This window comes from Zongyangia sp. (assembly GCF_965361945.1).
In genome coordinates, this window is the sequence record NZ_CBDTOK010000097.1 from 1 (window position 1) to 8,172 (window position 8,172).

The window sequence follows — 8,172 nt, forward strand, 5'->3', positions numbered from 1 at the left end:
GCTCATCAGCGGGTCGGAGGCGACATTGAGCCCCACCTGCTTCATGGTGACCATGGCCCGGGCACCTGCATAAGCGGCGCCGGCGGCGGCTTCCATAGCGGCTTTTTCATTGACGGACCATTCTACGTAAATGTCGCCGGGATTGTGTTTGGCGACGGTTTCTAATATTTCAGTTGAGGGCGTTCCGGGATAACCGGACACAAAGCTGACCCCCGCGCCGATGGCGGCAAGGCCGATGGCTTCGTTGCCCATCAGGAATTGCTTTTCCAAATTGGTATCCTCCCCATCCAAAGTGATCTATGTGCTATTATACACGCAATTGCGGGCCCTTTCAACAAAAAAGCCCCCGGAGAGAGGACTTTTGGAAAAAGATGGGCGCCGGCACAGGGCTTTCTTCCATGAAAAAGAAGGCATCCGCCCTGGCAGAGCGGATGCGATATTTACAAACTAAGACTCTTTTTGAGCGGCCCGGGCATTGGAAATGCTGTAAAGGGAGATAACCAACATGACCAGGATGGCGCCGTAGAGGGCGTATTTGCCGGGCATTTCCCCCACAATGAGAAAAACCCAAATAGGGGTGAGGATGGGCTCAATCATGGTGGCAATAGAGGCGTTGAGAGCGCTGCAATGCTGAATGGCCAGCCCATAGAGGATATAAGGAATCCCCAGATGGACGCTGCCCATCATGATGACGGCGACAGTGCCCAGGGCGGTAAAGTGGGGCGGATAAATAAAGAAAAAGGGAATGCCGATGATGGTGGAGAAGAGGCAGCCCCAGAAGACGATGTGCAGGGGATTTACCTTGGCGCGGTTGTTGTAGATAAAGGAGATGGCAAAGAGGATGCCGCCGCAGATGCCAAGGATATTGCCCAAAAGGCTGCCGGCTTCCACCTTGTCAATGAAAAACAGGGCCACGCCCAGGATGGAAAAGATAACCACCAGGATATCCTTGCCCCGGGCCTTCTGTTTAAAGAAGATCACCGAGATGAGCAGGACATAAACAGGGCTCATGTACTGGAGGATGATGGCGTTGGCAGCGGTGGTCAGGCTCAGGGCGCAGACCGTTACCGTCATGACCGAGGCCAGAATCACTCCGCCGATGATGGCTTCCTTCTGGACGGAAATTTTGATTTTTTTGATGGCAAAATAGACTAAAATCGAAAGAACCGCGAAAATACCCCGGGCGGAATTGATGACGATGGGATGAAAATCCACCAGTTTAATCCAGGTGCCGGCAAAGCTCCACATAGCGGCGCAGATTACCAGCATGAGGGTAGCCTGACCCTGGCCCATGGTTTTTTGTTGCGGTAGTTGTGTGATGGTTGCTGACATGATACACTCCCCCATTTTATAAAACTCCTGTTTCAGTATAACAGAAATCTTTCCTTTCTCCTATCCATCAAAAGCGCTAAAAATATAGGGGAATTTTTTGCCAGCCACCTTTTCGCTAAAAAAACAGGCCCGGAACTATCAGAGATCCAGGCCTGTGAAACTATAGGCTCTCATGAAAATTGCCCAGGAAAGAGAAGTATTCCAGCTGGCTTTCCAGCTGCCCCAGCAGGGAGATCACCTTTTCATCCAGGATGGAACCTTCGAAATCAAAGTAGAACATAAACTCGAAATCCCTTCCGGGAATGGGGCGGGACTCCAGCTTGGTCAGATTGAGCCCTAAAACCGCAAAGCGGGTGATGATGTGGTATAGGGAACCGGCCTGATGGGGTAAAACCAGGCTGAGGCTGATCTTATCGGCGTCCCCGGTGCGGACAAAATCCCGGGTGATGATGATAAAGCGGGTGAAGTTAAAGTCGTTGTCCTGGACGCTTTCTTTCAGAATATGCAGCCCGTAAAGCTGGGCCGTCTCTTTGGAGGAGATGGCGGCCAAGGTATCATCAGAGGAATGGGCCACAAACTCCGCCGCCGCCGCGGTGTTGGAGAATACTTCCGGGGACATGTTGGGATATTGGGAGAAAAGGCCGAGACACTGGTTGATCCCCTGTTCATGGGAATAGACCTTGGTGACCTTTTGAAGGGGAATAGGCCCCTTGGCCACCAGGCAGTGGTCAATGCGCAGTTTTAGCGCCGCGGCAATGTAAAAGTTGTGCTTTTTCATCAGGTCATAGACGGCGCTGACACTGCCGGCGGAGGAATTTTCGATGGGCAGGACACCGTATTCGATCTCGCCGGATTCTACCGCGTCAAAGACATCCCCAAAGTGGGGATAAAAACGCAGGTCCGGCTGGGCAAACATCCGGCGCGCGGCAATAGAAGAATAGGCCCCCATGACCCCCTGGCATCCCACCTTGGCTTTCTGGGGAAGGACAAATTCCTCTTTGGCCCCCTCCCGCAGGGAGACCAGCTTGGAGTCGGCAGGAAGGTTCTGGGAATACTGGCTGGACTTGCTCAGATCCATCAGGGTGGTGAAAAGGACACGGCTCGCCCCTGCCAGCTTCGGGCCGGCAAGCTGGGCCACCCGGTCCAGCACCTGCTCCTCCCGCCCGGTGGCCAGCACCGGCACATGGTGCTCCCGCTTGTAGGCGGCTACCCCGTCTACAAGCTCCATCCGCTTTTGGAAGAGGGAGACGATCTGGCTGTCCACCTCGTCAATTTGGGTGCGAAGTTCTGTCAAATCCATGGTTTATCTGCCGCCTTTCTCCGTCAAATCCAGGGTAGGCGCCATATAGGCGTCCAATAACGCAATGGCCAACGCTGCTTCCACGCAGGGGACTGCCCTGGGGACAATGCAGGGATCGTGACGGCCGGTGATGGAAAGGGTGGTGTTTTCCTCTTTGATGAAATCCACCGTCTGCTGCTCAGCGCCGATGGAGGCGGTGGGCTTCACCGCCACCCGGAAAATCAGAGGCATGCCGGAGGAAATGCCGCCCAGGATGCCGCCGTGGTTGTTGGTCCTTGTTTTAATCTGCCCATTCTCATCGATATAGAAAGGATCGTTGTGCTCCTTTCCCGTCATACCGGCGCAGTCAAAGCCGCTTCCAAATTCAATGCCTTTGATGGCGGGGATGCCAAATACGATCCGGGAGATAACGTTTTCCAGCCCGTCAAACATGGGGGAGCCAAGCCCCGCTTTGATGCCTATTGCGCAGCACTCAATGGTGCCGCCCACCGAATCCAGATCCAGACGGGCCTTTTCTACCGCTTCCAGCATTTTGAGCTTGACAGGGTTCACAGTGACGGGGAAATCGGCGCTGGTGACAGCCTGCAGCTCTTCTGGAGTAATGTCCACCGGGTCAAAGGCGTTGTCCCAGACCCCGCCTAAGGAGAGAATGTGGGCGCCGATGGTGACCCCAAGCTGCTCCAGGGCCTGAAGGGCCACAGCGCCTGCGAAGCACAGGGGTGCTGTCAGCCGGCCGGAAAAGTGTCCGCCGCCCCGGTAGTCATTCTGGCCGTGATAGCGCAGATAACCGGTGTAGTCGGCGTGTCCTGGCCGGGCCTTGGACTGCATCTGTTTGTAATCCTGGGAGCGGGTATCAGTGTTGGAGATCACCGCACACAGAGGGGTGCCGGTGGTGTGCCCCTCAAAGAGGCCGGACACCACCTGGGGGATGTCCGCCTCCCGCCGGGCGGTGGAGTAGGTCTCTTTTTTAGGCGCCCGCCGGGCCATAAAGGCACCGACTTTATCCATATCGATGGGGATGCCGGCGGGGAGGTTATCGATGACCACGCCAATCTGGGCACTGTGGGACTCCCCAAAGATAGAAATTTTCAGGTTTTGATCAATCATGGATGACATGGCAGTTCCCTCCTAGTTTTGCAAATTCCTCAAAAAATGTGCCAAAAGATTTTTGGGTTGCCTGGGCTCCCCGGATGACCAAGGGATTTTTGCAGCGCAGGGCCGCAATGGCCATAGCCATGACGATGCGGTGGTCATTGTAGCCGTCTACAGCGCCGCCTTCCAGAGAGTCTCTGCCGGTGATGACCAGGCGGTCGGCATGTTCTTTGACCTTGCCGCCCAGTTTTCCCAGGCAATCGGCTACAGCGGCCAGGCGGTCGCTTTCCTTGAGCCGGAGCCGGCCGGCGTTATAGATGGTGGTCGTCCCCTGGCAGAAAGCCGCGGTGACCGCCAGAATGGGAACCAGATCTGGGATTTGGGAAGCATCGATGTCGATGGCGTGAAGCTGCCCAGCGGCTACACGTACATGATTGTCCCCTTCCTCTACTATAGCGCCCATCTGGGCCAATAGAGGAAAGATTTCCCTATCCCCCTGGAGGGAGCCGTGATCCAGCCCAAAGGTGGTTACCTCCCCGGTCAAGGCTCCGCCGCAGGCAAAGAAGGCGGCGCCGGAATAGTCCCCCTCCACGACACAGCTTTGGGGGAAAAAGCGCTGGTTCCCCGGAACCTGATAGCCGTCATCCTGCTCCTCTACCAGAACGCCAAAGTCAGCCAGCGCTTTCACGGTCAAATCCACATAGGGTTTGGATTCTAATGAGGTGGTCAGGATAATTTCGCTGTCCCCCGAAAGCAGGGGCAGTGCGAAGAGCAGCCCGGAGATATACTGGGAGCTGATGTTGCCGGGTAGATGAAATTTCCCCGGGGACAGCCTGCCGCTGAGGGAAAGGGGAAGGCTGTCAGAAGAACAGCGGACTCCATGACGGGAGAGAGCACGGGTCAAAACATCGATGGGCCGGCTGGGAAGCCTGCCCCGGCCGGTAAAGGTACAGGAAAGGCCAAGAGCGGAGGCCACGGGAAGGAGAAAGCGCAGGGTGGAGCCGGACTCATTACAGTCGATGACAGGCTCCTTGGTGGGAGAAAAACCGGTAAAAGTAACTGTGTTTTCCCCCTTTTTTAGGGAAAACCCCATGGCAGACAGGGCATCCACCGTGGCGGTGATGTCCGCCGACCAGCTGAGGTTGGAGACAGTACCGCCGCCGGAAAGGGCGCCGCAGATGAGGCTGCGGTGTCCCATGCTTTTGGAGGGCACTGCGGTGGTACTCCCATGCAGGGAGGAGGGGCTGATACATACATCCATGACTATCCCTCCACCCCCATAAACTTTGCAAGTCCTGCCAGGGACATTTTTTCTACGCTGGCCTTGCCAACCCGGTCCAGGACAATGAGGTTGAGGGTATCTCCGTCCATCTTTTTGTCACTGCCGCACATGCCGCAGAGGGTTTTGGTGTCCAGGGGAACGCTGACGGGAAGGCCGTAGCTTTCCAGGGTAGCGCGGACAGCGGCCGCATCTTCCGGCTTGATGAGGCCCTGAGCGGCGCAGGCATCACAGATGAGGGCCATGCCCACCGCCACGGCGTGGCCGTGGGTAATGCCGGTGTAGTGGTAGGATTTTTCAATGGCATGGCCTAGTGTGTGGCCAAAGTTGAGGATCATCCTGAGTCCGGTGTCATATTCATCCTGCTCCACCACCTCTTTTTTGATCTCGATACAGCGGTAGACCACGTCGAAGAGGTGTTCCTCCAAAAGGTGCTGGCGGAAGAGATCAAAAAGATGCTCATCATAAATCAGCCCGTATTTGACAGCTTCCGCCGTGCCGTCGGCGAAGGTTTCTTGGGGCAGGGTGGAGAGGGTGTTAATATCACAGAGGACCAGGCTGGGCTGCCAGAAAGCGCCTACCAGGTTTTTCCCTCCGGGGATGTCCACACCGGTTTTGCCGCCTACAGAAGAGTCAATCTGGGCTAAAAAGGTGGTAGGGATTTGGATAAACTTGATCCCTCTGAGATAACAGGCGGCGGCAAAACCGGCCAAATCCCCCACCACGCCGCCGCCTAGGGCAACTAAAAGGTCAGAGCGGGTAAAATGCTTTTCTGTGAGAAAATCAAAGATCTGGGAGACGGTGGATAGGGTTTTGGAGGGCTCTCCATTTGGAAAAATGAACTGAGAAACTTCAAAACCCGCCTCCTCCAGAGATTTTGCCACGGTCGCGCCGTAGAGGGGAAAGACAATATCATCGGAGATGACGCACACCCGTTTGGGCTGGCAGACCGACCGGAGGTAGGAACCGGTATCCGGGAGAAGGTTTCTCCCGATGAGGATGTCATAATCCCGGGAAGCGTTTATATGAATCTTTCTCATTGGTCACATTCCTCCTTGATGATTCTTCCCTCTTTGAGCAGGCCTCGCAGGGAAGCTTTGTCCCCCTGTGCCAATGCCTCCCGGTATTTTTTCAGGTTCTCCATGAGGGTATCCACCTCAAAGAGGAGGCTGTCCCGGTTGAGGAGGAACAGATCGCTCCACATTTCCTCGTTGAGCTTGGCCACCCGGGAAAGGTCCTTATAGCTGCCGGCGGAGAAGCCGTTATGTTTAGAGCAGCTGGGGCTTTTGACATAGGCGTTGGAGATGATATGGGGCAGCTGGGAGGTAAAAGCAATGATCCGGTCGTGGTCCTCTGGGGTGGTGACTACAAAATCGGTAAAGCCGATGGAACGGACCAGGCTTTCTAAGCTTTCCACAGCGGAGAGGGGAGCGTCCAAGGGGGTGACAATGTAACTTGCCCCCACAAAAAGGCTTTCCACCGAACCCTTGTAGCCGCAAATTTCCCGCCCTGCCATGGGATGGGAGGGAAGGTAGATGAAAGGGAGGGGAATATCCTTGAGGCTGTTTACTACATAGCTCTTGACGCCGCAGATATCGGCGACAATACTTCCCTTCTGAAAGCACTGTAGGTTTCCTTTGATAAACTCCACTGTTTGTACGGGAAACAGGCAGATAAAGGACACAGCGCATTCCTTGAGAAACTCCGGCGTTTCATAAACCTCGTCCACCGCCCCGTCCCGCTTCGCGCTGGCCCGGACTTCAGGGTCCAAATCCAGGCCAAGCACCGTGTGATCGGTGTAGCGTTTCAGCGCCTTGGCCAGGGATGCGCCCATCAGGCCCAGGCCTACGATTCCTATTTTCATGCTTACCCCATCTTTCTGCCGGTGTAGGCGACCAGGTTGCGCAGAGGCACCATCATTTCATCAAACTGATCGGGAGTCAGGCTCTGGGGCCCGTCGGAAAGGGCTTTGGCGGGATTGTTGTGCACCTCAATGATAAGGCCGTCGGCGCCGCAGACCACCGCCGCCTTGGAGAGGGGTTCTACCAGCCAGGTGATGCCGGTGGCGTGGCTGGGGTCCACCACTACGGGAAGGTGGGATTTCTGTTTCAGGATGGGAACGGCAGAGATATCCAGGGTGTTTCTGGTGAAGGTCTCAAAGGTGCGGATACCCCGTTCGCAGAGAATCACGTTGGGGTTGCCGCCTGCCATAATATATTCGGCGCTCATGAGCAGCTCTTCCAGGGTGTTAGCCAGCCCCCGCTTGAGGAGGATCGGCTTTTTGGACTTGCCCAGCTCCTTGAGCAGCTCAAAGTTCTGCATGTTCCGGGCGCCTACCTGAATCACATCCACATCGTTAAAGAGATCCAGATGGGCGATACTCATGATCTCGGTGACAATGGGCATGCCGGTTTCCTTTTTGGCTTCCAGCAGGTACTCAATGCCTTCAGCCCGCAGCCCCTGGAAGGCATAGGGGGAGGTGCGGGGCTTGAAAGCTCCACCCCGGAGCATAGTAGCTCCTGCCGCCTTGACCCGACGGGCTACCTCCAGGATCTGCGCCTCGCTTTCCACCGAGCAGGGGCCGGAGATCACATGGAATTCATCCCCGCCCAGCTTGCGCCCGTTGATATCGATGACCGTATTGTCTGGATGGAATTTCCGGTTGGCGTTTTTATAGGGCTCCTGAACCCGGGTGACGTTTTCCACAATATCCACCGCGCGGATGGAATCAATGTCGATTTTGGAAGTATCGCCAACCAGCCCCAGAATGGTGGTGTGGGAGCCTTTGATGATGCTGGCTTTCACCCCCATCAGTTCCAGCCAGCCCAAAAGCTGGTCAACCTTTTTTTCTTCCGCGTGTTCTTTGAGAATGACTACCATAATTTTTACCCCCGTCTCAGTTTGATTTGCAGCGTTTGAGGAGAAAGAAAAAAACCGGTGCTTTTGTCACCAAAAGCACCGGTATGTTTTCATCCGTTTCGTATCCAGGATTTTATCCCATCTACACAGCAATTGGCAACATCTTTTTTTCCAAAGCAAAAAAACCTGCGCTAAAATAAAAGCCCAAGCTCATAAAGAAGAAAAAGAATTTCTTTGTCATTGCTTTGATAGAAGCAGCCATTTGCGTACCTCGAACATTCTGAAAGTTTCTTTGTGTATGATATTAAAC

7 protein-coding genes and 1 pseudogene are annotated in these 8,172 nt (G+C 55.0%); all 8 read right to left on the reverse strand.

Annotation, left to right across the window (positions count from 1 at the left end; translation table 11 throughout):
• Window positions 1–270: pseudogene (locus tag ACZ25G_RS06375) on the reverse strand (indolepyruvate ferredoxin oxidoreductase subunit alpha); the annotation flags it as partial.
• A gap of 177 nt (window positions 271–447) precedes the next feature.
• Complete coding sequence (locus ACZ25G_RS06380; RefSeq protein ID WP_463681898.1) at window positions 448–1,332, reverse strand: DMT family transporter; 885 nt, start codon at window positions 1,330–1,332, stop codon at window positions 448–450.
• Window positions 1,333–1,492: 160 nt separating this feature from the next.
• Window positions 1,493–2,632 (reverse strand): bifunctional chorismate mutase/prephenate dehydratase, encoded by a 1,140-nt coding sequence (locus ACZ25G_RS06385; RefSeq protein ID WP_463681899.1) that lies wholly within the window; start codon window positions 2,630–2,632, stop codon window positions 1,493–1,495.
• 3 nt (window positions 2,633–2,635) lie between these two features.
• Window positions 2,636–3,748, reverse strand: a complete 1,113-nt coding sequence (gene aroC / locus ACZ25G_RS06390) for a chorismate synthase (RefSeq protein WP_463681900.1) — start codon at window positions 3,746–3,748, stop codon at window positions 2,636–2,638.
• Window positions 3,732–4,985 carry a 3-phosphoshikimate 1-carboxyvinyltransferase gene (gene aroA, locus ACZ25G_RS06395; protein WP_463681901.1) on the reverse strand — a complete coding sequence of 418 codons (1,254 nt, stop codon included), beginning with the start codon at window positions 4,983–4,985 and terminating at the stop codon, window positions 3,732–3,734. Before aroA ends, aroC begins: the two co-directional genes overlap by 17 nt.
• 2 nt (window positions 4,986–4,987) lie before the next feature.
• Window positions 4,988–6,043, reverse strand: coding sequence for a 3-dehydroquinate synthase (aroB, locus tag ACZ25G_RS06400; RefSeq protein ID WP_463681902.1), 1,056 nt, complete (start codon window positions 6,041–6,043; stop codon window positions 4,988–4,990).
• Window positions 6,040–6,867: a prephenate dehydrogenase gene (locus ACZ25G_RS06405; protein WP_463681903.1), complete on the reverse strand. Its 828-nt coding sequence runs from the start codon at window positions 6,865–6,867 to the stop codon at window positions 6,040–6,042. Before ACZ25G_RS06405 ends, aroB begins: the two co-directional genes overlap by 4 nt.
• A 2-nt stretch (window positions 6,868–6,869) precedes the next feature.
• Entirely contained in the window at window positions 6,870–7,883 is a 1,014-nt protein-coding gene (gene aroF, locus ACZ25G_RS06410; RefSeq protein ID WP_191482181.1) for a 3-deoxy-7-phosphoheptulonate synthase, read from the reverse strand.
• Window positions 7,884–8,172: the final 289 nt, after the last annotated feature.

Coding starts and splice junctions, on each gene's coding strand:
- aroF (WP_191482181.1), bottom strand. CDS start 7,883: ATGGTAGTCATTCTCAAAGAACACGCGGAAGAAAAAAAGGTTGACCAG.
- ACZ25G_RS06385 (WP_463681899.1), bottom strand. CDS start 2,632: ATGGATTTGACAGAACTTCGCACCCAAATTGACGAGGTGGACAGCCAG.
- ACZ25G_RS06380 (WP_463681898.1), bottom strand. CDS start 1,332: ATGTCAGCAACCATCACACAACTACCGCAACAAAAAACCATGGGCCAG.
- aroB (WP_463681902.1), bottom strand. CDS start 6,043: ATGAGAAAGATTCATATAAACGCTTCCCGGGATTATGACATCCTCATC.
- ACZ25G_RS06405 (WP_463681903.1), bottom strand. CDS start 6,867: ATGAAAATAGGAATCGTAGGCCTGGGCCTGATGGGCGCATCCCTGGCC.
- aroC (WP_463681900.1), bottom strand. CDS start 3,748: ATGTCATCCATGATTGATCAAAACCTGAAAATTTCTATCTTTGGGGAG.
- aroA (WP_463681901.1), bottom strand. CDS start 4,985: ATGGATGTATGTATCAGCCCCTCCTCCCTGCATGGGAGTACCACCGCA.